Below are 23,241 nucleotides of genomic sequence, written 5' to 3' on the forward strand. Positions count from 1 at the left end.
GTGCGTGTTTGACATTGCAGGCGGGGATAGAGCGAATGTAGCATTGATGGACATTAGTGATCACTGGGCGGTCAAAGCCATTGAGGCACTTATGCAAGTGGGAGTAATCAATGGTTACAGCGATGCTACATTTAAACCGGACCAAACGATCAGCCGGGAAGAAATGGCTGTGATCATGTCCAGAATTCTGAATTTACAAAATATTAAGCAAGATGGAAAAATGACGTTCACGGATATCGATGATTCTTATGCGAAGGAGGAAATAGCCACAGCGGCCAAAGCGGGAATCCTCAATGGGACAGCTAAAGATAAGTTTAACCCTACAGGAACATCGACACGCGCAGAGGCATTGACGGTAATTATGAATATTCTGAACCTCAATCAACAAATTAGGGAGTTATTGGATACTTTGAAATAGTTATTGAAATTATGTTGTAAGACGATAAGCAGGCAGCCTCCTTCATGGAAGCTGCCTGTTTGTGTGAATCAAGGTAGAACCCAATTAGTAGTCCTGATAGTTCAAGGAAAGAATGTTGTATAGGGAACATTTTAGAATGGAGATCGCCTTTATTTATTGAAATTCATTTTGCAAAACTAAAATCACAAGTTATTCAGTGGCTCCACTTAATTGACATCACGAACGGTTACGCTCTATTGCCATAATCATATTAGTTTTTTCTTTTGCGGCAAACCTTTTATCTGTCCTCTTTCTCGTACATGCACTTCTAGGCCATTGCCCACATAGACTAAAGAACAGACTTCAATATTCGACTAGATAGGAAGCCGTGCGGGATGCGCCTCATAATCTAACGGAATCCAACATGGAGGTGTTCGGTTCAATGCCTGGATTGATCTCAGCGATAGCGCTATTCATTAAGCAGCTTTCTTTACTTGTCTCGTACGTCAAGAACAACGCCTTTCCTCAGCCTCTATCTGAAAAAGATGAGAGCAAGTACTTAAAGTTAATGGCCGAGGGCGATGGCTACGCACGAAATATGTTGATTGAACATAACCTGCGGCTTGTGGCGCATATTGTCAAGAAGTTCGATAACACCGGAGAAGACTTAGAGGATCTGATCTCCATTGGGACGATTGGGCTCATTAAAGCCATTGAAAGTTTTCAGACAGGTAAAGGTACGAAGTTGGCGACATTTGCGGCACGATGTATTGAGAATGAAATCCTAATGCACCTTCGCTCATTGAAGAAGACGCGTAAAGATGTTTCACTCCACGATCCAATAGGGACTGACAAAGAAGGTAATGAAATTTCTCTAATAGATATTCTAGGTAGTGAAGCAGATGACGTAGCAGACTTGGTACAGTTGAAGATTGAGAAGAGTAAAATTTATAGAAATTTAAGTATACTAGACGCTAGGGAACAAGAAGTTATTAAAGGTCGATTCGGCTTGGAACATGGTGGCGAAGAAAGAACACAGCGAGAAATAGCGAAGGAACTTGGGATTAGTCGCAGCTATGTATCGCGGATTGAGAAGCGGGCGTTGATGAAGCTATATCATGAGTTTTATAAGGCGAAACGATAACTTGAAAATGTAGGATAATAGCCAGTAGGGAAGAGATACTAATTTCTCAATCCTACTGGCTATTTGTGTTTCTGCAACATAAACAAACGAAGGATATCAACGTAAGGATTCTTGCTTTCTTGTATGTTGGCAAATCCTTTTTTTAAAAAGATGAGCAGCTTTTAAGTTGGACAGCGGGAAAACGTGCCTTACTAGACGATAATCAACAAACTTTTGATTGGCTTCATAAAGGATGGATTTTGAAACGTATATGACGGGTGAGAAATGAATTAGTCTGTTAGAGTGAGAAATATACAGCTCATTCTTATGAGCTAGTTGTTTGTATGATGCATACAGACTTAAGCTAATATGTAATGTACTGTGTTATACTCGAGCTGTAATAAAAAATGAGGTGTTTGTATAAATGATGAATCTTACAAAGGACCTTGCTAAATTGATTCGGTTAACAGGCGATCGTGCGAAATTGGATGCTAAAGCAAATGGGACATATATCGTATATAAAACAGCTGAGGGGAAGATTGTTAAAGAATATAGCACAGGTGAGATCAAGGAAGTGAATGAACAGGAAATTAACCATGACTGAGACAGTTGCAACCATGTTTGTGTTTGCTGGTAATAATGGAAGTGGTAAGAGCACAATCCGCAATTTGATTGTTGACCGACTTGGGGTAAGTGTGATTTCACTGTAGAAACTACTTTAGCGGGTGGTAACGTTATTCAACAGATGCGAGATGCGAGATGCAAAGGAACAAGGTTTTGAAATCATTATGTTTTATGTAGGACTAGGGGATGTTCGACTGAATATTGAACGTGTTGCTACGCGTGTGAAAAATGGTGGTCATCACATTGAAACTGAGGATATTATTAGACGTAACGTAACGAGCATGAATAACCTGTTGTCTCACTTGGACCAATTAGATCAATTAGTTATTATTGATAATAGTAAAACAGATGGTGAAATTATTCTTGAAGCAGATAAAGGTGGAGTGAAATATTATATAGATGAATTGCCTGAATGGGCACAAATGATTGATCGACAATTACAGATCAGGAACAAAACATAAAAGTAAACTAATTCGAATCGGGAGCGATCGCCATTAGTTTACTTTTTTACATTATATCGTGTTCATATCGTCAAGAAGTTAGATAACACTGGGGAAGATTTAGAGGATCTGATATCGTTTGGAACCATTGGACTGATAAAGCCATTGAAAGTCTTCAGACGAGTAAAGGAACGAAGTTGGCGACATTCCACGATCCAATAGGGACTGACAAAGAAGGGAATGAAATTTCTCTAATTGATATTTTAGGTAGTGAAGCAGATGACGTAGCATACTTGGTCCAGTTGAAGATTGAAAAAAGAAAATATTCGTGGGTCAGCCTAGCATTTGCAAATGGATGGAATGATGCAAGTATTACAGGATGAATCGTTAGCTTGTGTATTACTTCAGCGTAGAGATCAGTAATCCAAGTTCTTTCTGCATTCTGGCTCTTGTTACATAAAGGTAATAGATCATAAGATAAAGGTTTTTAAATGTTTTGTATAAGTTAACTTTACTTTATTGAATGTTTAGTTTATAGTTTTATTTAAGAGGTGATTGCCATGAAGAAAGATTTTGGTGATTCGATATCCAATAAGGTTTATGAATATCGTGTGCTTGCCAGAATGTCTCAGCAAGAATTAGCAGAGAAAGTTGGGGTTTCCAAACAAACCATCTTTGTAATGGAAAAAGGGAATTATGTTCCGACTTTGCTGTTAGCTTTTCGTATTTCCAATTTCTTTAATGTTGATGTAAACGATATTTTTACTTATGTGAAAGGAAATGATCAAAATGATAAATAAGCTATTCTCAGATATCCATAACGCAATATTTTCCCCTTTAAAGTCTTGGGCTGAACAATCCACGGGAAATTGGAATATTCTCATTGGAGTTGGTTTTTTACTGCTCATGGGTAGTGTGATTTTTGCCTATGTATTTTATAAGAAAATTGGGCAAGACGACGAGCGGACAAATAAAATATTTTTGAAAAGCAGTTACTTCATGCTGTGTGCAATTATTCTATGTGACATTATTTTTCCTAAAGAATATATGTGGAATATCTTTTTCTTGTTCAAATATGCGTTAGCCATTTTAGTTGGTGGAATTTACATGGCGATTCAGTATAAAAGGGACTTGTCGTAAGAAAAGGTCACAGCACGTTGAAATGAATAGATAATAAGAGAGCTGAACAAACCGACGTTAATACGCTCCGTATTTCGCTGGTTTATTCAGCTTTTTCTGTGCCAGATGACAGCGTAGAGAATGTATATATCTAGGAAGCTTGATTCTTATGGTGAATGGGATTAGGCTATATGTTGAACGATAATTTAATAATGTACATATTATATTTTTTGTCTAGAAGGGAAGTCAGAAGCTTATGAAGTTAGGGATTATCGCTCCTATGAATGAAGATAGCTTTATTGTAGCAAATAGAAGAGAATTGAACTTTCTTGAATTCTGTGTGAATGAAGGAGACAGCGTAGAGGACTTTTGTGAGCAGTTGGAGCAAATATCTGAATGGAAAGTCAAATATAATGTTGAGATTGGTTCCATCGGACGATGGAAATCCCAGCGTATTAATGAAAAGGGACAAATCCTGCAAGATGAATTGCATCGATGCTTCCAATTAATTGATGCGGCAAACAAGTTGAATTGCCCAAGCTTTGTCGTGGGTTGCAACTATGTAGAAGAGTTGTCATTCTACGAGAACTGTACAGCAGCGATTGCATTTTTCAATGAACTCCTTATTTATGCAAGAACTAGAAATGTTAAGATCTCAACGTATAACTGTCGAAAAGTAAACTTCGTACACTCACCTGATGTATGGCGTATTATTCACGGTCATTTACCGGAGCTTGGGATTAAGTTCGATCCATCACATGCGCGCTTTTTTGGTGGCGATTATATGCAAGAAACGTTTGACTGGGGACATCGGTTCAATCACGTGCATCTAAAAGGTTCACTGTTGGTAAATGGAAATAAGGTGGATGAGCCACCTGCTGGTATGGATCAAACGGACTGGCCTTCTTTTGTAGCTACACTAAGAGCTGTTGGATATAACGCTGGACTTAGCATTGAGCCACGTAAATCAGCACTTCCTGATGAACTTGTAGCCAAAGGTGTGGTCTATTCAGTATCGTATTTCAAGAATCTTCTACTAGAGAACTAAATGACAACCTAAATGAGGTGAGAAAATGACTGAAAAATTGAGATATGGCATAGTTGGTGCAGGTGGAAATGCGGAGAAGAAGCATATTCATGGCTATCTAGATATACCAAATGTGGAGATTGTGGCCATCTGCGATATCATTCCAGATAAAGCAGCTCGCATGGCAGAGAAGTATGGTGTTTTAAATACATACTGTGATTACAAAGAGATGTTTGCTAAAGAGCGGCTTGATATCGTGAGTATTGTTACACCGAACTACCTGCACGCAGAAATTACGGAATATGCACTGTCACTAGGGATTCATGTCCATTGTGAGAAACCACTTAGCATTAGCGCAGAGGAAGCGCGGAGAATTGTGGCGGCACAGAACCAATCGGGCAAGAGGGTCATGATCGGGTTAAATAACCGTTTTACTAATGAAGCTGTTTATTTAAAAAAGTGGATTACTGAAGGTAATCTCGGTGAAATTTATAGCGCAAAAGCAGGCTGGATCAGAAGAAACGGTATTCCGGGAAGAGGTACGTGGTTTACGGATAAGGCACTTTCTGGCGGTGGTGTTATGATTGATCTTGGAGCTCATTATCTGGATCTAGCCCTTTATCTCATGGGACAACCGAAAGTTTCCTACGTTGCAGGTAACATCCATCAGAATTTCATTCATACGACGACCCGAAATCGCAACGGCTATAAAGGAATAGACGGTGGTATTTTCAACGTGGAAGATGCTGCAGTAGGTTATTTGAGTTTACACGGAGGGGCTTCACTTTCCTTCGATTTCAGTTGGGCTTCCAACATTGAAGAAGATCGGTTCTATGTGGAACTAATGGGAACCAAAGGCGGAGCCAGTCTCGTTAACGGCGTATTGAAGTTCTTCGATGGAAGTTCCGATATTTGTCTAGATATTACGCCTAAACTGAAATTAAATCCCAATTTACAATTAGTGAATGAGTTCCAGCATTTTGTTGATTGCATTGAGAATGAAACGAAGAAATTGCTCTCTCCAGCTGAAGATGGTATCTATTTCTCAGAAATTATCGATGCCTTTTATGAGAGTGCAGCAACGGGTGTACCTGTAAATGTTCATAATTAATAAAAAGAAGCAATATTTAGCAGGTATAAGTTTCATACGCCTAAATAAGTAGTATATCTAACAGCCCAATCCACATTAGAGGATGGGCTGTTTGTGCTTTATTAATCCATCATTCAATACATAGGATATACCGTATTAATACACTTGGTATAAAGTATCAAAAATACAAATCTAACTATCACACTTACATTGATTGAAGGTGAATTGTAATATAATATGAAATAAATCACATGCGGAGGGAGGAAATGATAGCGCATACATTGTCGGTATATAGCGTAATTGTTTGATTTATTGAATAAGACTCGACAGGAAAACAAGGAGGATTAATAATGAAGAGTAAAATGAGGATTGTTGGATTTGTAATTATTCTAACATTAATTTTACAAGTCATCACAGCGTGTGCTGGTTCGAATAATACAACTGTAACCAATAACGGGAATAAAGAAGCTGAACCGGTAGCCACAGAGCCGGCGAAGGATGAGCAAATTACATTACGCGTCATGGATTGGGCAGACAGTGAGAAAGTCTTCCGGGATCAATTCATCAAGGACTTCGAAATCAAATACCCCAATATTAAGATTGAATATACACTACTCACCGCAGATCAATTCCAAAACACCTTGACTACTTCCATTAAATCTAATGATGCACCCGATTTGTTCCCAATTCCAGCTAATATGTCATTGAGTACCGCTGTTAAGGGAGAATGGTATCAACCATTAGATCCCTATATTGATGATGAATTTAAGAATAGATTTGTAGACGGCATATTTGCTGAAGGTTCAACGATGTTGGATGGGAAGATTTATTCCATACCAGCGCTAATGAGCGTGCCAAGTACAATCATTTATTATAATAAACAATTGTTTAGAGATGCCGGCTTAGATCCTGAGAATCCACCCAAAACATATAGTGAATTTCGTGAAGCTGCCAAGAAAATAACAGAAGCCGGTGCAGGTAAAGCTTATGGTATCATCGAAGGTGGCAAACAAGTAAATCGTTGGAGACTTGCAGTAATGGATTGGTCGGCATTAGGTGGAAGTGGTTTGAATCAGCATTCGCCTATCAGTTTAGTTACCAATAATGCATCCTATGATTCTAAACCCGTGATAGATGTGATGAACCTATTTAAAGCATTGAAAGACGATGGAAGTTTCCATCCGAACACGATGAGCTTATCTGCTCCTGAAGCACGTGCTTTATTCGGTGAAGGTCAAGCGGGGTTCATGCTCCAAGGGGAATGGTCAATCGGCGTATGGGTTAGAGATAATCCTAATTTGGATTTCGGTGTTATGGCACCACCTATACCAGATGAAGGACAAAAGGGCTATTTGCCTAGATCCAACTTTAATCCTTGGATAGGTATATCCAAAACTTCTAAGCATCCAGAAGCAGCAGCTATCTATTTGAAGGAATACTTCAGTAAAGAATATCAATCTATCTTGGTGAAGAACGGAGATCGATTCTCTGTACTCAAAGAAGTGAATGATGATTCTTCGGAAATTCCGCAATTCAAGCAATATTATGAGGTTGCACAACAAATGTCTAGATTAGTACCAAGTCCGCAGCTTAGAAATCCAGATCTTGCTGATGTGTACGCCAATTATAAAGACGTTCAACCAGGTGTGGGAGATATTCTCCAGGGTGTTGTAGCAGGTGCGTTGAAAGATCCAAGTGCTCCTCTTAAGCAATTATCTGCGGGAATCGATAAGGCACTAAATGATGCTATTGAGAAAGCAAAGGCAGATGGAGCAAACGTAGGGATTGATGATTTTAGATTCTCAAATTGGAGTTCAGATAAGGACTATACTTCTGCGGATTACGACTCTATACGATGAAAGGAAATCTTCATAATATGCAGACGGTAACTGTTAAACCAACAGTGGTGATTCCAAAAGGAAATAGGCAGCGTAAGATTGAAGCTTGGTGCTGGATATTCCTTGCCCCTACGTTAGTGTTGTTCTTACTGTTCCAAGGCTGGCCCATCGTGGCCAGCGTGTATTATGCTACCTTAGATTGGTCGGGTCTGACTTCAGACTCGACCTATGTTGGACTTCAGAATTTTGTTGATGTTGCCAAAGATCCATATTTTTGGAATGCGTTCAAAAACAGCTTTAAATTTATGCTAGGTGTCGTTCCACTTCATTTATTTGTGCCATTGATTCTAGCCGTCATCCTGAATAATCCTAGATTAAAGGGAGCAAGTATTTATAGAACCTTAATTTTCCTTCCCGTCGTTACAACGACATCCATTGTAGGTATTATTATGGTTTTTATATGGGGAAGCGATGGAGCGGTGAATGATGCACTAATCAGGATTGGATTTCTGGACATTCCTGTGAATTGGTTAGGAGATGCCAAATGGTCGATGTTCACGATCGTGATCATTTCGGTATGGAAGAACCTTGGCGTTAACTTAGTCTATTGGTTGGCAGGACTTCAAGGAATTCCAAAGGACCTGTATGAAGCAGCTGAGGTGGACGGAGCCAGAGGTGTAAAACTATTCTATTATATAACGATTCCTCTACTTGTACCTATTGGTGCGGTAATCCTATTGCTTAACGTAGTAAATTCTTTGAAAGTATTCGATTTAATCAAAACGATGACTAACGGTGGCCCTTTCTTTACTACGGACGTTGTATCTACATATATTTATCGGTATGCGTTCTCAAGTGAAATGGGACTTCCACAATTAGGTTATGCATCTGCGGCAGGCATCTTTTTTGCGATTACGATCATTATATTGGCCATCATTCAATCTGTTGTGAGTAAACGGATTAAAGGTAGTGGAAAAGTATGAAGATATTCAATAAGTCATTGTTTCATGTTGTGATGATCATCTTTTGTTTCGTATGGATATATCCATTCATATGGATGGTATCGGCATCCTTTAAAACGCAGAGTGAATTTTTTACCAATGGCCTTAAGTTAATGCCGGAAAGCTTCAATACAAGTAATATCGTACGAGCTTGGAATGAAGCCAATTTCCAAAGTTATTTTTTTAACAGTGTGGTCATTTCGATTAGTACGATCATCATTGTGTTGCTTGCTACAGCGACCAGTGGTTATGTGCTCGGAAGATATACATTTAAAGGTCAGAAATATGTCTTATTGCTTCTTGTTTCTAGTATGTTCGTACCGATGGAGTTGGCGATTATCCCCATTTACGATTTGATCAAAAATTTGGGGCTCATGAACAATTTATTAGGGGTTATTTTAGCTGAAGCGGGTGGAAATCACATTGTGTTTATTCTACTCTTTGCCACATTCTTCAGTCGAATCCCCAAGGAATTAGAAGAAGCATCCATCATGGACGGCTGTGGATTTGTCAAAACATTCATTCGAATTATGGTTCCCTTGTCTAAGCCAATTGTAGGAAGTGTTGTCATTATGCAATTCATTTGGTCGTGGAATTCATTTATGGTTCCATTGATATTAACGTTAAGTAAACCAGATTTGCGGCCACTTGCAGTTGGTTTATATGCACTTCGAGGGGAGAATATCATAGATTGGACAGGAATAGCAGCGGGCGGAACGATTGCAATTGTTCCCATCATCATTATTTTCATGTTCCTACAACGCTATTTCGTAGATGGAATTGCCGGAGCAGTAAAGGGTTGATTCATATAATACAAAGACAGGATGGATGAAATGAGAATTCTATATTTAGATTTAGATTCCTTACGGCCTGATCATCTAGGTTGCTATGGATATCATCGTGAGACATCACCCCATATTGATAAAGTTGCAAAGGAAGGCGTTCGGTTTACGAATTATTACTGTTCAGATGCACCGTGTATGCCATCGAGAACAGCGTTGATGTCGGGTAGATTTGGAATCCATAATGGGCTTGTTGGACATGGCGGTACTGCTGGAGATATGAGACGTGAAGGCGCAGACCGAGGATTCAGCGACCGTCTGCGGACTGAGAGTCTACCGGGTATGCTTAGAAGCCTTGGGTTCAAGACAACTTCGATCAGTACATTTGCAGAACGGCACTCTGTCTGGACATTCAATGCTGGTTTCAATGAAGTGTTGAATATTGGAGGTCAAGGTGGAGAGTCGGCTGAAGAAGTTCTTCCTACGGCACTGAAATGGTTAGAGGATAACGGTACGAAAGATGATTGGTTTCTTCATTTGAACTTCTGGGATCCACATACACCATACAGAGCACCAGATCACATTGGCAATCCATTCGAGAATGAACCGTTGCCAGAATGGATCACACAAGAGGTATTCGAACAACACAAACTCAAAAAGGGACAACACAGCATTGAAGATATGAATAAGCTGGCTAAGTCGCATTATTACAAATATGCAAGGCACAATAAACCGATTGAGGAACTCTCAGATCTACGAACGATTATTGATAATTATGATACGGCTGTACGTTATATGGATAATCATATTGGACACATTATCGACACAATTGAGAAATTGGGTATTATGGAAGAAACAGCAATTATTATTAGTGCTGATCATGGTGAAAGCCTTGGTGAGTTAGGTATTTACTCCGAGCATGGCACGGCAGATCAGGCGACATGCCATATCCCAATGATTGTTCGTTGGCCAAATGGATTAAAAGGAGTGCAAGATGATGGATTGCACTATCAACTTGATCTTGCACCAACACTAGCTAGCTTGCTTGGTGCCCCTAAGTCAGATACGTGGGATGGTTCTAGTTATGCGGATAGTATTACGAAAGGTACGTCTACTGGAAGAGATTACCTAGTTGTATCACAGTGTGCACATGTCTGTCAGCGGAGTGTTCGATTTGATGAGTGGTTATATATTCGATCATATCATGATGGGTATCACGGTTTCCCTAAAGAAATGTTGTTTAATCTTACAATAGATCCGTACGAGCAGAACAATCTTGCGGATGCAAGAAGAGATATCTGCATGAACGCTGTTTATTTATTAAATGAGTGGCACGACGAAATGATGCTATCCATGCAGGAAGATATCGATCCATTGTGGACAGTAATGAAAGAAGGGGGACCTTTTCACGCAAAAGATTACGAGTGCTAATGAGACGGTAGCGTATACCAGTACCAGTATTCAAGATCAACTTCAAGTCTCCTTACATTATATGGAGGAACTTATCTATAAGACGCGTGACATCACTATTTATAAGCAGCCATACTGTACCATTTCTTATATCAAAAAAGGGAATGTTACGGTTATTGTGGGAGATCGGATTTATCACGCGAAAGCGGGAGATGTCATGATACATCGTCCGGATTTAGATATTCGTGTGATTGGTGGCGGTGATGGTATTCATTTATTTATGAATATTGAACTTAAGGTACTTACTGACATTGATTTCTTTCAGATGTATCCACTAAAGAATGTGATCACGCTAAGAGATTGTGAGCGTTATGAGGAATGCTTCTATGAGCTATTTCAACTATGGGTGCAAGATCATTCATTTCGCGACGTACAAAGTCTATTCCTCGTGTTTACATTGTTGAATGAATTGCTCGGTAGTGTACGCAGTACTCCGGGTATGGTTCCCTTAGATTTATTAAATGGAAAAGATCGGTTCAGGAAGATTATAAGTTATATGCAAGAACACTTACATGAAAAGATTAATAGAAATACGCTAGCAGATCTGGTATTTATGGACCCCGTGTATTTCAGTCGTGATTTTCAGAGGATCTACGGAAATACACCAGTAGCCATGTTGAAAAAATTGCGTTTGAGGAGAGCTAAAATGCTTCTTGAAAACTCGAGTCTATCAATCAAGTTAATTGCGGATCAATGTGGATTTTATGATCAGGCTCATTTTACTCGTTCTTTTCAGCATTCCTTTCAGTTATTGCCTAGCGAATATAAGGAAAGTATTCGACAAATGCGATGTTGACTACGCATGCGGATCATTCTTACGATCGCTGTTGTAGTAATAGAAATCCTTAAACAACAAGTTGACTCCTCGTAACCTACAGGAGTCAACTTGTTGTATTTGGGCAAGGCTGTTGCCTCATTTAACTATCTAGCTACGCTCCAGAATCGTGTTCAGCGTTGTACGGTCCAAGTTTCTAACCAAGGTAAGTAATAATTCCTTGGCTGCATCATAATCATCTGTATGGATGATAGATGAAGATGTATGGATATAACGAGAGCAAATTCCAATCACGGTAGATGGAACGCCAATACCACTAAGATGAACTTGACCTGCATCTGTGCCACCTGGAGAAACAAAGTATTGGTATTTAATCTTGTGTGTCTCTGCCGTGTCCTGAACGTACTCGACCAGTCCCCGGTGTGTAAGCATCGATGGATCGAAAATACGCAGTAACGTACCTTGCCCAATATGTCCGAAGGATTGTTTGTCACCTGTCATGTCATTGGCTGCGCTAGCGTCTAAGGCGAAGAAAATATCGGGTTGGATAAGGTTAGCAGATGTACGTGCTCCACGTAATCCTAATTCCTCCTGTACGGTTGCACCGACATACAATGTGTTGGGAAGCTTCTCCTTATGGAGTGCTTCTAAACATTCCATAGCAAGCCCAAGTCCATAGCGGTTATCCCATGCTTTAGCCATGATCTTCTTAGGATTGGCGAGTGGTGTGAAATCACAGATGGGTACGATTTGTTGCCCGGGATGTATACCGAATGATTCTGCCTCTGCTTGATTATCAGCCCCGATATCAAGATACATAGATTTGATGTCTACCGGTTTGCTGCGTTGTGCTTCATCTAATAGATGAGTTGGGGTAGAGCCCACGACACCTAGGATAGGACCATTATCAGTTATGATCCGTAGTCGTTGAGAAAGAACTGCTTGGCTAAACCATCCTCCAAGTGGCTGAAATCGAATCATCCCACTTGGCGTAATCCCTGTTACCATGAATCCAACTTCATCAAAATGACCTGCCACCATGACTTTAGGACCGTTCTCATCTCCTCGTAGCACGGCAAATAGACTACCAAGACGATCTTGTACAAATTCTTCGGTATAGGAAGACATCGCATCTTTAACCCAAGCGCGTAATTCTCGTTCGAAGCCCGATGCGGCTGGGAATTCTGTTAATTGGCGAAATAAATCCATCGTTTTTTGGTTCATTGTAGCAACGCTCCTTTTTTAGTGTTCATTCATTCTTTTAATAAATTTCAATGTACTTAGTATGAACTTTGTCTTGTGGAATGTCCACGTCAATGCGATATAGACATGCACAAAAGCCCTTTAACACGAATAACATGCAATGGGTGAATGTTCTGTAGCACGCAACAGAAAGGAGCACATATCATGGAACTAACGTTGAAGAAACGTCTTGTGATATATGTTTTATTTATTTTGTTGGTTATTGTATTGATTTGTCTTTTTAATTAGAAGTATACAAGTTGACGCTGTAAGTGATCGTCCACTCCAATCGGATGCAGGACGATCGCTTATCTATTTGTCACGGTTGACGATTATGGATTGGGATTGTGCCCAATATACTTAAAACTATTCATCATGTACAATGTAATAAATGTAAGTTATAGGAGGTTTGACTACGACATGCCAGTACGACTAGAGTCCAGTAGAATTATTTCGGAATTACGTACAAATTTGGAATCATGCATATTAGGTAAATCTTTAGAAATACAACTATTACTAACTGCACTTCTTGCAGGAGGACATGTGCTTATAGAAGATGTACCCGGTACGGGGAAGACACAGTTAGTGAAGGCATTAGCTAAATCAATCCATGGTGATTATCGACGTATTCAATGTAACCCTGATATTCTACCAAGTGATATCACAGGTGTATCTGTATTTCATCCGAAAGAACAACAGTTTTATTTTCGGCCAGGACCTGTCATGACGCATATCTTATTAGTTGATGAGATTAATCGGGCGACGACGAAGTCTCAATCGGCCCTACTTGAGGTAATGGAAGAACGCAATGTAACCGTAGACGGGGAAACACATGAACTGCCACACCCCTTTATGCTAATAGCGACTCAGAATCCAATTGACTTCGAAGGAACCTACACTCTTCCAGAAGCTCAATTAGATCGATTCATGATGAAAATGAACCTTGGTTATCCAGATGCAATAACCGAAAAAGAATTAATGTTGAGGCATCGAATGGGACAACCTGTGGATGAATTAAATTCCGTAACGAATATGGAACAAATTGCTGCTATGCAACAAGAAATACGTCATGTCCATATGGATGATGTGATCATAGATTATATGCTTGAATTGATTCGTAAGACACGCGAACATCCATCGGTGCTATTGGGAGCAAGCCCTCGAGCTTCGCTGTCATTCATGTTGGCATGTAAAGCGTACGCGTTTATTCAAGGAAGAGATTATGTACTTCCTGATGATATTAAGCATCTCGCTCCACATCTGTTGTTGCATAGAATACTGCTTCGGCCGGAAGCGCGTCTAGATAATTTACACAAGGACAGTATTTTGCAGGGTATTATTCAACAGACCCATGTGCCAGTCACCATGATGGGACGATAGGAGGAATGAAGAAAATCCTAAGTACTTTAAGAAAGGGATTACGTAACCGAAGACTATGGGCAGTTATTTCGGTATGGGTGATTAGCCTATTCTATTTGTTGTTGCAAGGGGGGAAGCTGTCTTCCATGCTGTTTGGGATGTCAAGTTTATTAGTGGCATACCTACTCATTGGAGGTTATAACGGTGTGAATGCGGTAGTAGGTAATCGTATTCTTACAAGAAATGACGATCATTTCGAGACTTTATATGCGGGGGATCAGCTACAAATTAAATTTGTATTAGTTATTCCCGGATTTATTCCGTTTCCTTTTATCATCGTAAGAGACGTGTTAAGAAGACATAATGGTCAGTTATGGTCTTTCAAAGAAAGTGTGATTCCGAGTTTTCGTGGAAAAGCGCAATTGGTATTTCAAACGCCTCCTCTGGAACGAGGAAAATATAACTTCTTAGATACAGAGTGTGTTGCAGAAGATATCTTTGGAATTATGCAATATCAAGGAGTTATACATGCTCCTGCATCATTTCATGTATTGCCACAAACGATCTTTATTCCATATTGGCAGTTGTTTGATCGGCATTCTCGATTAGCCGGACCTCAGGCAGGGATATCTTCATCCCGAAATGAAACGACCCAAATTAGTGGTGTGAGAGATTATGTATATGGTGATCGACTTACAAGAGTGCACTGGAATGCTACTGCGAAGACAGGAACATGGAAGTCTAAAGAATTCGAGTATGAATCGGTTCCCAGAACAATACTTATGCTAGATGCAACAAAGGCTCACTATACAAGCGATGAACAATTTGAACTTGCTGTCTCCACCGTGGCTTCATTATTAGAATATGGATGCCGAGAACGTATGAATATTGGATTATGCACGATGGGTAGTCAATTGAAAGTCTTTGAGCCTTCCGACAATATAATAGAATGTAAGAGGATGCAACATCATTTAATCGATCTGGACGCGGATGGCGTCGGCGAAATATTTCCGAAGCTAGAATCGACTACTCGAATATTGAAACAAGGTTCTTATTTCGTTCTAATTAGTCCGATGAATGGACAATCGGTGGTGGATATTATGCGATGGGCACATTCGTATCATATGAGTCCTACGCATATACACATTCGTAGATCTAATGAGAAGAAGTCGAAAGAATGGGTAACTTTACTTCGAACAGATGGCATTCAAGCGTATACAATCTCCTCATTAGAAGAATTGCCTAGAGCATTAGGAGGCGGATTTGGATGACCCAAGATAGACCTCTTATGAAGTATGATTGGGTAACTATTTCATCATATATATGGATTTGGATTGTTGCGAGACAGTGGTTATCATATACAGAACCGATATGGTTAGAACAGACGACCTTACTCGTGGAAAGAACTGTGATTATGCTTGTTATAATTGAAATGTTGTTACCAATTAAAAGAGTTTACCGGATGTTATTGGAATCTGTTCTTGGCATAGTGTTGTTACGTTATACGCTTATAGAATATGGATTATATGTGCCAAGTGATGATCTATACATTCGTATGCAAACTTTTATTAGTGCGTCACAACCCTATATCTGGTTCGCTTGTTTGTCCGCTATAGTGTGCTTGATCACAGCTAGATTCGTAACTAGTAAATGGGCGATTCTTATTTTCATGGGAGTTCAGATTGTTACTTTTGCTATTCTGGATTCATTCACATCTGACATTCTGTGGGATGAAGCGGTATGGCTAGTATTCGTCATGCTGGGCTGGTTGGTCAGTCATCAATTGAAGCGATTCAAACAGCAATATCCACAAGGATGGAAGCAAATGCTTCATTATCCATTTCAGTTGATAGCCCAAATCGTTCTGATCTTCTCTATAATCTTTCTTCTTGGTGTAAATATGCCGAAGTTCTCTCCTATTCTTAAGGATCCATATACTCTGTGGAATGAAAAGAATGCAACGTCTGATGGTATTTCTGAATCAGGGTCTCAAGACAAGGACAACGCAGGACCTACCATCTCTGGATATCGTCGAGATGACCGTGAATTGGGAGGGGCATTTGAGTATAATTACGATGTGGTGATGACTGTGCAATCATCGAAGAGAAGTTATTGGCGTGGGGAGACTAGACGACTCTACTCTGGAAAGGGTTGGACAAGCGACAAAAAGGATAACGCCTACGAAGATGTACGGCTTCTCGAACAGCTTAACCAGGTAATACCATCCGTAATGCAGACAGAAACAGTGGAACAGACAATAAAGATGATGACGGATCGTATGTATCCAGTATTATTTGGTGCCTATCGAATTACTTCAATTGAAACGTTAGATGACGAGAAGGACATAAAGGAAATCCAATGGAAAGGGTCGCAAGATGAACTTCATTGGAATGGTAAAGAGACCGAGGGGACATATCCAAAGACATATAGTCTGATTTCAGAGATTCCTATGATTCCAACAGATGAATTACTCGAACAATCCTATAATGATTTGTATAAAGATGCAGTAGATGAGCGTTATCTACAGATTCCTGATGATTACCCTAAGCGGGTAAAGGAACTTGCAGTAGAGGTCACGCAATCAGCAAAGACGCCTTATGAGCAAATATTATTATTGCAGGCTCATTTACAGAACAATTATACGTATACAAATAAACCGGATTTATCTCGCAAAATAAGTGATGATTTCGTGGACAGCTTTCTTTTTGAGGTGAAGCAAGGATACTGTGATTATTTCTCATCTTCGATTGTCATGATGGCGAGATCACTCGATATTCCAGCACGATGGGTCAAAGGGTATGCTCCTGGGAATCAACTTGGATCTATTGAATATGGTTTAGGTCAGCAGGAAAAGATGAATTCCGGTGTATATAACGTTACTAATGCAGATGCACACTCTTGGGCAGAAATTTATTTCGGACCCTATGGTTGGATTCCAATTGAAGCAACCCCTGGATTTGATATGCCTATCCTCGAATCAGCGGACAATCAAGAGAAAGAACCTGTGGATCAACCAGAGATAGAAGATAAGGTAGATATAAAAGAATCCAAGGTGTCAACTGCGAATACGCACTGGTTACAAATTATAAGCGCAGTGATTAGTATTCCATTGTTCCTATGGCTCGGATATAAGGGATACCGCTCGCGTCATTCTCTTCGCTTTCTATGGTTTCGGCTTAGACAAGGAAAGGAACTAACGTCTAATGAGAAAGTGTTCATTGAGACAGAACGTTGGCTTTGGTACGTTCATAGACATGGAATGATCTATGATAAGCAAGACACGTTACGTGAAACCGTCTTTAAATGGAAGATTAATGAACCGACACTGGAACCTTTATTGATGAAATTACTAGTATTGTTTGAAAAAGCAAAGTATAGCTCAGAGGTTGTAGATGCTAATGAGTGGGTTAACGTTGATCGAGTTGCTAGGGAACTTAAGCAAGCTATAAGGGCGAAAAGGAAAAGGTAGTCAACCACTCGTCCGATTCACATGTGTGAATTGGGCGGTTTTCCTTTGTAATAGCTCATCATATTATGGTATAGTTTGTCGTATGAAACTGAGGTGACTGGACTTGTTTGAAATGTTGATTCCGAGATTAAGAGTGAATACAGTATTCGATATCGACTTAGAAGATCTATATGCGAAAGGCTACCGAGGGATTATTACCGATTTGGATAATACGCTGGTGGGTGCCAAAGCACCACTTGCTCATCCGGAGCTACTCACTTGGTTTGAGCTGATAAAGAAAAAAGGCTTTCAACTAATCATTGTTTCCAACAATCATCTAGCGCGTGTATCGGATTTCGCTACACCATTGGATATTCAATTTGTGCATGAAGCTCGTAAACCTTCGTTAAAACCTTTTCAGAAGGCTATGAAGATGATGGGACTTTCAAATACAGAGACAATCATGGTAGGAGATCAAATGCTGACAGATGTGTTCGGTGGTAATCGACTCAAACTGTATACAGTATTAGTCCAACCGATCTCGGTTCAAGATGAAGGATGGACAACTAGAATGAATCGGAGAATAGAGCGCATTGCGCTTAAGAATCTTCGTAAAAAAGGATTATGGCTTGAGGAGGAGTAACAAGAATGAGTGAAGTTATTGGCGAGCAAGAAGCCATAAGATGCAGTGGTTGTGGGATTACACTACAAACAGAACAAGCAAATTTACCTGGGTATGTACCGGCGAAGGCGCTAGAGCAAGAACAAATTATATGTCAACGTTGTTTCCGTATTAAGAATTATAATGAATCTTCTACGGTTACGGTGGATCAAGATGAATTCTTGAAGCTATTAAGCCAGATTGGCAATAAGAATGCGCTGGTCATTCATATTGTGGATCTGTTCGATTTCCAAGGAAGTATGATTTCTGGATTACAGCGTTTTGTCGGGAATAATCCTGTCATTCTTGCTGTTAATAAGATTGACCTGCTCCCAAAAGTTACGAATTGGAATAAAGTCAAGAACTGGGTTCAGCAACAAAGTAAAGAAAATGGACTTAAAACGGAAGAAATTATCTTGTGTAGCGCTAAGAAGAACCAAGGATTTGACCGTTTGCTTGAGACCATTGCTACCTACCGTGGAGATCGGGATGTATATGTTGTAGGTGCAACAAATGTAGGTAAATCAACGTTAATTAATCGTCTAATTAGAGATTATAGTGACCTTGAACAAGAATTAACGGTTTCACGTTATCCAGGTACGACGTTGGATATGGTGAATATTCCTCTTGATGATGGTCAATACATTATTGATACACCGGGTATTGTGTACCAATGGCGTTTCAGTGAACTTGTGAGTCGTCAAGATCTTGGTGCAACGATGCCAGAGAATCAACTTAAACCGATGGTGTATCAACTGAATGAAGGGCAAACGTTATTCTTCGGAGCGTTAGCTCGATTCGACTTCATCCAAGGCGATCGGCAATCATTCACCTGTTTCCTAAGTAACCAGACCAATATTCACCGTACCAAGTTGGAACGTGCGGATGAGTTGTATGCAGAACATGCTGGTGTAATGTTGGCTCCGCCTAACAAAGAGAATTTATCTAAGCTACCTGAATGGACAAGACATGAATTCAGCATTAAGCGTGGTGCTCAGAGTGATCTGTTCATCTCTGGTCTAGGTTGGATTAAGATAAATAGTGACAAAGGTGCTGTCATTGCTATCCACGTACCACGTGGAGTCAAGGTATTGACTAGACCGTCATTGATATAGTAGTATTTCGAACTTCGTGCGAAGGATATTAGACGCACAGAATGAATCGAATACACACGAGAGGCGAGTGAAATAGGCAAATGTTATGGAGCGAATTAACTTCACAACCTAACCACTTTATGCGTCTTGCAGTGATCGGGGACCCTATCGCTCATTCTAAATCGCCAGTGATGCATAATGCTGCATTGGCAGCACTTGGTCTGGAAGGGGAATATATCCCACTACATGTCAGTCGTCAAGATTTAGGTCAAGCCATCCGTCGTATCAAAGAGTTAGGGTTTCGTGGTATAAATGTGACCATCCCACATAAAGTTGACGTCATGGCGCACTTGGATGAATTGGATGAATCAGCCAAATTGATCGGCGCTGTAAATACCATTGTAAATGATAACGGCTATCTTACAGGGTACAATACCGATGGTATCGGATATGTTCGGTCTTTAAAGGATGAGACGCATGTGAGTTTGAGCGGAAAATCAATCATGGTCCTAGGAGCGGGTGGTGCAGCTCGTGGGATTGTTCATGCGTTGGTACAGGAATGTCCAGGACATATCGTGATTGCCAACCGTACGGAAGATAAAGCTATTCAATTAGCAACGGAGTGGAACACTTCAGGAAATATTCATGGGATATCTATGGACAATGTATCTACTTATCTTGAAGATATGGATATTGTCATTAATACGACCTCCATCGGTATGCATCCACATGTAGACGAAGCTCCCATCAACCCAGATCGTCTTCCCCAAGGGATCATTGTCAGTGATCTGATCTATAATCCGATAACGACGGCATTGCTGAATAGAAGTCAAGAGCGTGGTTGTACGATACATGGTGGGCTAGGGATGTTTATCAATCAAGGAGCGTATGCACTTGAATACTGGACGGGCAAGCAAGCACCCATTGAACAGATGAGGCAGGCTGTATTGCAAAGTTTGCTAGATTAATCAATAAAAGAGATCATAGAATAATGAATTGAATAAAAGGAGTTTGGAAATGACATGTTAAACGGCAAACAGAAACGTTATCTACGTTCACTAGCACATCATTTAGATCCTGTGTTCCAAGTAGGAAAGAATGGAACAAACGATCATTTGATTCGCCATATCGTAGAAGCCATTGAAAAAAGAGAACTAATGAAAATAACGGTCTTGAATACTTGTCTTGAAGATCGTGACGAGATTGGGGCTGAGTTAGCCCAGAAGACCGGTGCGGAACTCGTTCAGGTTATTGGGAAAGTGATCGTTCTATATAAAGAGTCGAAAGATAATAAAGAAATTCAACTGCCGTAATAAGGGAGGATTCAGTATGAAGATTGGCATCATGGGGGGGACCTTTGATCCACTTCATATCGGTCATTTGCTCGCAGCGGAATCTGCGAGAGATTCATATCAGCTTGATGAGGTCTGGTTCATGCCAAGCCATATTCCACCTCATAAAGATAAGGCAGGAGTAACGGGTGAGCAACGATTAGCTATGGTTGCTGAAGCGGTTAAAGACCATCCTTCTTTTCGGACGCTTGATCTAGAGATAAGAAGAGGAGGTGTCTCCTACACCATCGATACAATAGAGGAACTCAAATCGATACAACCATCGTTTGACTTCTATTTTATTATTGGGGCAGATATGGTTAATTATTTACCTCATTGGGACCGGATTGAAGATCTTTCCAAATTAATAACGTTTATTGGTGTGGGTAGACCTGGTTCTCCTATAGCATTGAATACATTGCCTTCTTATTTACAGTCAAATGTACGATTAGCGGATATGCCTCTTGTAGACATCTCATCTTCTAGTATTAGGCAGAAGGCAGAGAATGGTCATTCTATCCGTTACATGGTCCCTGAACGAGTATATGATTATATTCTAAGGAGGGGATTTTATGGGATACAGTCGTAGTGAACTCATTGAAGTTGTATCTTCACAGATGCCTACGAAAAGATGGGAACATACGAAGGGTGTTATGGAGACAGCAGTAAAGTTAGCTGAGCAATATGGGGCTGATCCGCTAAAGGCTGATCTGGCTGCGATCTTACATGATGTAGCTAAATATTGGCCTGTTGATAAACTCAGAATGATTCTTGTTGATCATCAGTTATCGGATGATTTGTTGTTATACAATAAACAACTTTGGCATGCTGAGGTTGGGGCATTCGTCGCAAGATATGATTATGGTATTGTAGATAGCGAAGTGTTAGATGCTATACGCTATCATACATCAGGTCGTGTCGGGATGACTTTATTAGATAAAGTAGTGTGTTTGGCTGATTACATGGAACCAGGGAGAGATTTCCCAGGTGTGAATAATATTAGAGAACTTGCCAAGGATAGCTTAGAAGAAGGATTAATTGCTGGTTTAGATACTACGATCAACTTCCTTGTGTCCCGTAAGCAGGTCATATTTCCATTAACCGTATTAGCACGTAATGATTTAATAACAACATTGGAGGCGAATTCATGAAACAGAATTTTATAGAACCTAAGAAATTGTTAGATTTGGTCATAGCTGCCGTTCAAGATAAAAAGGCTATGGATGTTGTTGCACTCGATTTAAAAGGCATATCATTAGTTGCTGATTATTTTGTCATTTGTCATGGTAATTCAGATGTACAGGTACAAGCCATTGCTACGGAGATCCGTAGATCAGCTATGGATGCAGGTACTACGATTCGTGGGATTGAAGGTATGGATAGTGCACGTTGGGTATTGATGGATTTAGGAGATGTTATCGTTCATATCTTCCATCGTGACGAGCGTAGCGCATATAATATCGAGAAGCTTTGGTCTGATGCAGCGGTCGTGGAGATCGTATGAGTCTAGTTGCGGGTACAGTTGTCTCGCTTGAAGTAGCACGTGAAGTATCTCCGTATGGTTTCTTTTTATATGGTGATGATTTCGATGTCTTACTTCACTATACGGAGATTACAAGTGAAATCAAACCCGGAGACATCATTGAAGTGTTTATTTTCTTCGATACACAAGATCGGTTAGCAGCGACAATGAAGAAACCTTTCTTGATATTAGGAGGGTTAGCTAAGCTCGTTGTTGCGGATGTGAATCCACGCTTAGGATGTTTCCTCGAAATGGGACTGGGGCGTCAACTCTTGTTACCTATTCGTGAATTACCAGAGATCAAAGAACTTCATCCCTTGGTGGGTGACTCGGTATTCGTTACGATGGAACATGATAAACAAGGTAGACTTCTTGCTAAGTTAGTAGGGGAATATGAATTGGAAGAACTAACCTACGATGCACCGACTTCATGTCTTAACCAATGGATGAATGCAACCGTCTATAGACCACTGCAGATAGGCTCTTTCGTCATTGTAGATGGTGGGGTTGTTGGGTTTGGGATGATTGGATTCATACACACTTCAGAGCGAACTCGAATGCTGAGATTAGGTGAAGAAGTCAATGTTCGCATTAGTCATATCCGTGAAGATGGACGAGTTAATCTTTCAATGACTCCCTTAAAAGAGATTGGAAGAGATATAGATGCCGACAAATTATTGACATTCCTAAAGGATCGTCCAGGTGGTGGAATGCCTTATTCTGATGCCACTCCTCCTGATATTATTAAAGAGAGATTCGGAATTAGTAAATCAGCATTCAAACGGGCTTTAGGTAAGTTGATGAAAGAAGGTCTCATTGCGCAAAAGGAAAATTGGACCTATCTCGTGGTTGCAGAGCCGAATAACAGTGAGATCGAGCCATCTTAGGCTAGGTTCAA

At 40.1% G+C, this 23,241-nt stretch carries 25 protein-coding genes and 1 pseudogene; 25 read left to right on the top strand and 1 reads right to left on the bottom strand.

Translation table 11 applies throughout. From position 1 onward, the window contains the following. Positions 1-4 precede the first annotated feature (4 nt). The 14 genes and pseudogenes from ACH8E3_RS02365 to ACH8E3_RS02430 all read left to right on the top strand — a co-directional run bounded on the left by ACH8E3_RS02365 (position 5) and on the right by ACH8E3_RS02430 (position 11,707). Positions 5-418: an S-layer homology domain-containing protein gene (locus ACH8E3_RS02365; protein ID WP_458630999.1), complete on the top strand. Its 414-nt coding sequence runs from the start codon at positions 5-7 to the stop codon at positions 416-418. 421 nt (positions 419-839) lie between these two features. Continuing rightward, positions 840-1,541 (top strand): RNA polymerase sporulation sigma factor SigK, encoded by a 702-nt coding sequence (gene sigK / locus ACH8E3_RS02370; protein ID WP_458631000.1) that lies wholly within the window; start codon positions 840-842, stop codon positions 1,539-1,541. Between the two features lie 403 nt (positions 1,542-1,944). After that, on the top strand, positions 1,945-2,124 hold the full coding sequence (locus tag ACH8E3_RS02375) for a hypothetical protein (protein WP_458631193.1): 180 nt from the start codon (positions 1,945-1,947) through the stop codon (positions 2,122-2,124). Between the two features lie 148 nt (positions 2,125-2,272). After that, positions 2,273-2,605, top strand: a complete 333-nt coding sequence (locus ACH8E3_RS02380) for a hypothetical protein (RefSeq protein ID WP_458631001.1) — start codon at positions 2,273-2,275, stop codon at positions 2,603-2,605. Between the two features lie 63 nt (positions 2,606-2,668). Beyond that, positions 2,669-2,967 (top strand): annotated as a pseudogene (locus ACH8E3_RS02385) (sigma factor); the annotation flags it as partial. A gap of 177 nt (positions 2,968-3,144) precedes the next feature. Next, positions 3,145-3,384, top strand: coding sequence for a helix-turn-helix transcriptional regulator (locus tag ACH8E3_RS02390; protein ID WP_458631002.1), 240 nt, complete (start codon positions 3,145-3,147; stop codon positions 3,382-3,384). After that, positions 3,374-3,724 carry a DUF2178 domain-containing protein gene (locus ACH8E3_RS02395; protein WP_458631003.1) on the top strand — a complete coding sequence of 117 codons (351 nt, stop codon included), beginning with the start codon at positions 3,374-3,376 and terminating at the stop codon, positions 3,722-3,724. The genes ACH8E3_RS02390 and ACH8E3_RS02395 overlap by 11 nt, the downstream gene beginning before the upstream one ends. 235 nt (positions 3,725-3,959) lie before the next feature. Beyond that, the gene (locus ACH8E3_RS02400) at positions 3,960-4,751 is read left to right on the top strand and encodes a sugar phosphate isomerase/epimerase family protein (RefSeq protein WP_458631004.1); all 792 of its coding nucleotides are present in this window, start codon (positions 3,960-3,962) and stop codon (positions 4,749-4,751) included. Between the two features lie 25 nt (positions 4,752-4,776). Then, positions 4,777-5,841 (top strand): Gfo/Idh/MocA family protein, encoded by a 1,065-nt coding sequence (locus ACH8E3_RS02405; protein ID WP_458631005.1) that lies wholly within the window; start codon positions 4,777-4,779, stop codon positions 5,839-5,841. Positions 5,842-6,170: 329 nt separating this feature from the next. Beyond that, on the top strand, positions 6,171-7,679 hold the full coding sequence (locus tag ACH8E3_RS02410) for an ABC transporter substrate-binding protein (RefSeq protein WP_458631006.1): 1,509 nt from the start codon (positions 6,171-6,173) through the stop codon (positions 7,677-7,679). 17 nt (positions 7,680-7,696) lie between these two features. Further along, positions 7,697-8,641, top strand: a complete 945-nt coding sequence (locus ACH8E3_RS02415) for a carbohydrate ABC transporter permease (protein WP_458631007.1) — start codon at positions 7,697-7,699, stop codon at positions 8,639-8,641. Next, entirely contained in the window at positions 8,638-9,462 is an 825-nt protein-coding gene (locus tag ACH8E3_RS02420; protein ID WP_458631008.1) for a carbohydrate ABC transporter permease, read from the top strand. The genes ACH8E3_RS02415 and ACH8E3_RS02420 overlap by 4 nt, the downstream gene beginning before the upstream one ends. Positions 9,463-9,492: 30 nt before the next feature. Next, a complete protein-coding gene (locus ACH8E3_RS02425; RefSeq protein ID WP_458631009.1) occupies positions 9,493-10,872 on the top strand; it encodes a sulfatase in 1,380 nt (459 codons plus the stop codon). A gap of 196 nt (positions 10,873-11,068) precedes the next feature. After that, complete coding sequence (locus tag ACH8E3_RS02430) at positions 11,069-11,707, top strand: helix-turn-helix domain-containing protein (protein ID WP_458631010.1); 639 nt, start codon at positions 11,069-11,071, stop codon at positions 11,705-11,707. A 129-nt stretch (positions 11,708-11,836) separates the two neighbouring features. On the opposite strand, the gene ACH8E3_RS02435 is transcribed toward ACH8E3_RS02430, so the two are convergent. Then, on the bottom strand, positions 11,837-12,910 hold the full coding sequence (locus ACH8E3_RS02435) for a M42 family metallopeptidase (RefSeq protein WP_458631011.1): 1,074 nt from the start codon (positions 12,908-12,910) through the stop codon (positions 11,837-11,839). Between the two features lie 438 nt (positions 12,911-13,348). Here ACH8E3_RS02435 and ACH8E3_RS02440 point away from each other — a divergent pair, with 438 nt between their 5' ends. The 11 genes from ACH8E3_RS02440 (at position 13,349) to ACH8E3_RS02490 (ending at position 23,230) form a co-directional block, all read left to right on the top strand. Then, the gene (locus ACH8E3_RS02440; RefSeq protein WP_458631012.1) at positions 13,349-14,308 is read left to right on the top strand and encodes an AAA family ATPase; all 960 of its coding nucleotides are present in this window, start codon (positions 13,349-13,351) and stop codon (positions 14,306-14,308) included. 5 nt (positions 14,309-14,313) lie between these two features. Next, complete coding sequence (locus ACH8E3_RS02445) at positions 14,314-15,558, top strand: DUF58 domain-containing protein (RefSeq protein ID WP_458631013.1); 1,245 nt, start codon at positions 14,314-14,316, stop codon at positions 15,556-15,558. Beyond that, on the top strand, positions 15,555-17,756 hold the full coding sequence (locus ACH8E3_RS02450) for a transglutaminase family protein (protein ID WP_458631014.1): 2,202 nt from the start codon (positions 15,555-15,557) through the stop codon (positions 17,754-17,756). The genes ACH8E3_RS02445 and ACH8E3_RS02450 overlap by 4 nt, the downstream gene beginning before the upstream one ends. A gap of 103 nt (positions 17,757-17,859) precedes the next feature. Next, entirely contained in the window at positions 17,860-18,378 is a 519-nt protein-coding gene (locus ACH8E3_RS02455; protein ID WP_458631015.1) for a YqeG family HAD IIIA-type phosphatase, read from the top strand. 5 nt (positions 18,379-18,383) lie between these two features. Next, complete coding sequence (yqeH, locus tag ACH8E3_RS02460) at positions 18,384-19,511, top strand: ribosome biogenesis GTPase YqeH (protein WP_458631016.1); 1,128 nt, start codon at positions 18,384-18,386, stop codon at positions 19,509-19,511. A gap of 80 nt (positions 19,512-19,591) precedes the next feature. Beyond that, positions 19,592-20,458 (top strand): shikimate dehydrogenase, encoded by an 867-nt coding sequence (gene aroE, locus ACH8E3_RS02465; protein ID WP_458631017.1) that lies wholly within the window; start codon positions 19,592-19,594, stop codon positions 20,456-20,458. Between the two features lie 54 nt (positions 20,459-20,512). After that, the gene (yhbY, locus tag ACH8E3_RS02470; protein WP_458631018.1) at positions 20,513-20,803 is read left to right on the top strand and encodes a ribosome assembly RNA-binding protein YhbY; all 291 of its coding nucleotides are present in this window, start codon (positions 20,513-20,515) and stop codon (positions 20,801-20,803) included. A gap of 16 nt (positions 20,804-20,819) precedes the next feature. Beyond that, positions 20,820-21,410 carry a nicotinate-nucleotide adenylyltransferase gene (locus ACH8E3_RS02475; RefSeq protein ID WP_458631019.1) on the top strand — a complete coding sequence of 197 codons (591 nt, stop codon included), beginning with the start codon at positions 20,820-20,822 and terminating at the stop codon, positions 21,408-21,410. Beyond that, positions 21,394-21,972: a bis(5'-nucleosyl)-tetraphosphatase (symmetrical) YqeK gene (yqeK, locus tag ACH8E3_RS02480; protein WP_458631020.1), complete on the top strand. Its 579-nt coding sequence runs from the start codon at positions 21,394-21,396 to the stop codon at positions 21,970-21,972. The genes ACH8E3_RS02475 and yqeK overlap by 17 nt, the downstream gene beginning before the upstream one ends. After that, positions 21,969-22,325 carry a ribosome silencing factor gene (rsfS, locus tag ACH8E3_RS02485; protein ID WP_458631021.1) on the top strand — a complete coding sequence of 119 codons (357 nt, stop codon included), beginning with the start codon at positions 21,969-21,971 and terminating at the stop codon, positions 22,323-22,325. Before yqeK ends, rsfS begins: the two co-directional genes overlap by 4 nt. Beyond that, a complete protein-coding gene (locus ACH8E3_RS02490) occupies positions 22,322-23,230 on the top strand; it encodes a CvfB family protein (protein WP_458631022.1) in 909 nt (302 codons plus the stop codon). The genes rsfS and ACH8E3_RS02490 overlap by 4 nt, the downstream gene beginning before the upstream one ends. The last annotated feature ends 11 nt before the right edge of the window (positions 23,231-23,241 follow it).

The organism is Paenibacillus sp. CMAA1364, from assembly GCF_054373195.1.

Excerpts from the sequence above, each read along its gene's own strand:
- sigK (WP_458631000.1), top strand. The coding sequence starts at position 840 with ATGCCTGGATTGATCTCAGCGATAGCGCTATTCATTAAGCAGCTTTCT.
- ACH8E3_RS02375 (WP_458631193.1), top strand. The coding sequence starts at position 1,945 with ATGATGAATCTTACAAAGGACCTTGCTAAATTGATTCGGTTAACAGGC.
- ACH8E3_RS02380 (WP_458631001.1), top strand. The coding sequence starts at position 2,273 with ATGCGAGATGCAAAGGAACAAGGTTTTGAAATCATTATGTTTTATGTA.
- ACH8E3_RS02390 (WP_458631002.1), top strand. The coding sequence starts at position 3,145 with ATGAAGAAAGATTTTGGTGATTCGATATCCAATAAGGTTTATGAATAT.
- ACH8E3_RS02395 (WP_458631003.1), top strand. The coding sequence starts at position 3,374 with ATGATAAATAAGCTATTCTCAGATATCCATAACGCAATATTTTCCCCT.
- ACH8E3_RS02400 (WP_458631004.1), top strand. The coding sequence starts at position 3,960 with ATGAAGTTAGGGATTATCGCTCCTATGAATGAAGATAGCTTTATTGTA.
- ACH8E3_RS02405 (WP_458631005.1), top strand. The coding sequence starts at position 4,777 with ATGACTGAAAAATTGAGATATGGCATAGTTGGTGCAGGTGGAAATGCG.
- ACH8E3_RS02410 (WP_458631006.1), top strand. The coding sequence starts at position 6,171 with ATGAAGAGTAAAATGAGGATTGTTGGATTTGTAATTATTCTAACATTA.
- ACH8E3_RS02415 (WP_458631007.1), top strand. The coding sequence starts at position 7,697 with ATGCAGACGGTAACTGTTAAACCAACAGTGGTGATTCCAAAAGGAAAT.
- ACH8E3_RS02420 (WP_458631008.1), top strand. The coding sequence starts at position 8,638 with ATGAAGATATTCAATAAGTCATTGTTTCATGTTGTGATGATCATCTTT.
- ACH8E3_RS02425 (WP_458631009.1), top strand. The coding sequence starts at position 9,493 with ATGAGAATTCTATATTTAGATTTAGATTCCTTACGGCCTGATCATCTA.
- ACH8E3_RS02430 (WP_458631010.1), top strand. The coding sequence starts at position 11,069 with ATGATACATCGTCCGGATTTAGATATTCGTGTGATTGGTGGCGGTGAT.
- ACH8E3_RS02435 (WP_458631011.1), bottom strand. The coding sequence starts at position 12,910 with ATGAACCAAAAAACGATGGATTTATTTCGCCAATTAACAGAATTCCCA.
- ACH8E3_RS02440 (WP_458631012.1), top strand. The coding sequence starts at position 13,349 with ATGCCAGTACGACTAGAGTCCAGTAGAATTATTTCGGAATTACGTACA.
- ACH8E3_RS02445 (WP_458631013.1), top strand. The coding sequence starts at position 14,314 with ATGAAGAAAATCCTAAGTACTTTAAGAAAGGGATTACGTAACCGAAGA.
- ACH8E3_RS02450 (WP_458631014.1), top strand. The coding sequence starts at position 15,555 with ATGACCCAAGATAGACCTCTTATGAAGTATGATTGGGTAACTATTTCA.
- yqeH (WP_458631016.1), top strand. The coding sequence starts at position 18,384 with ATGAGTGAAGTTATTGGCGAGCAAGAAGCCATAAGATGCAGTGGTTGT.
- aroE (WP_458631017.1), top strand. The coding sequence starts at position 19,592 with ATGTTATGGAGCGAATTAACTTCACAACCTAACCACTTTATGCGTCTT.
- yhbY (WP_458631018.1), top strand. The coding sequence starts at position 20,513 with ATGTTAAACGGCAAACAGAAACGTTATCTACGTTCACTAGCACATCAT.
- ACH8E3_RS02475 (WP_458631019.1), top strand. The coding sequence starts at position 20,820 with ATGAAGATTGGCATCATGGGGGGGACCTTTGATCCACTTCATATCGGT.
- yqeK (WP_458631020.1), top strand. The coding sequence starts at position 21,394 with ATGGGATACAGTCGTAGTGAACTCATTGAAGTTGTATCTTCACAGATG.
- rsfS (WP_458631021.1), top strand. The coding sequence starts at position 21,969 with ATGAAACAGAATTTTATAGAACCTAAGAAATTGTTAGATTTGGTCATA.
- ACH8E3_RS02490 (WP_458631022.1), top strand. The coding sequence starts at position 22,322 with ATGAGTCTAGTTGCGGGTACAGTTGTCTCGCTTGAAGTAGCACGTGAA.